The sequence below is a fragment of the Bradyrhizobium diversitatis genome, assembly GCF_016031635.1.
Taxonomy (GTDB): Bacteria; Pseudomonadota; Alphaproteobacteria; order Rhizobiales; family Xanthobacteraceae; genus Bradyrhizobium; species Bradyrhizobium diversitatis.
In genome coordinates this window covers 1-648 of record NZ_JACEGD010000121.1, presented here as the reverse complement: position 1 = coordinate 648, position 648 = coordinate 1, and the positions used below count along the sequence as shown (strand labels likewise).

Sequence of the window (648 nt, the reverse complement as noted above, 5' to 3'; positions counted from 1 at the left end):
CCTTTGCCGGCGTGCTGAAGTCGATCAGGTGCAAGGTCGGCGACATCGTCCAGGAGGGCGTCGAGCTCGCCGTGGTCGAGCCTTCCGGAGAGTGACATGAGCGATCCCGTCCGCATCATCGAAATGGGGCCGCGCGACGGTCTCCAGAACGAGAAGACGCCCGTCGGCGTCGAGGCCCGCATCGCCTTCGTCGAGGCGCTGGTCGCGGCCGGCCTCCATACGGTCGAAGTCGGCGCCTTCGTCTCGCCCAGGGCGATCCCGCAGATGGCAAGCTCCGATGCCGTGCTGCGCGGCGTCATAGCCCTTCTCGTTCGGCACCAGCACGTGGAATTCGGCGCCCTTGATGTGGCTGACGCCGCGCGTGCCGCGGGCGCCGAAGTGGTCTCGGTGTTTGCGGCCGCCTCGGAAGGTTTTTCGCGCGCCAACATCAACTGCACGGTCGCGGAGTCGATCGAGCGCTTCAAGCCGGTGCTGGCGCGCGCCAAGGCCGATGGCGTCAAGGTGCGCGGCTATATTTCCTGCGTGCTCGGTTGCCCCTTCGACGGCGAGATCAAGCCGAAGGCGGTCGCCGATCTCGCCAGCACGTTGTTCGAGCTCGGCTGCTACGAGATTTCGCTCGGCGACACCATCGGGGTCGGCACGCCATCC

The 648-nt window shown here is 67.0% G+C and carries 1 protein-coding gene; it reads left to right on the top strand.

All coding sequences use genetic code 11. The features are described 5' to 3' along the window. Nucleotides 1-96: 96 nt before the first annotated feature. Nucleotides 97-648, top strand: a 552-nt coding sequence (locus H1B27_RS39715) for a hydroxymethylglutaryl-CoA lyase-like TIM-barrel protein (RefSeq protein WP_512699752.1), incomplete at its 3' end; no start/stop codon positions are given.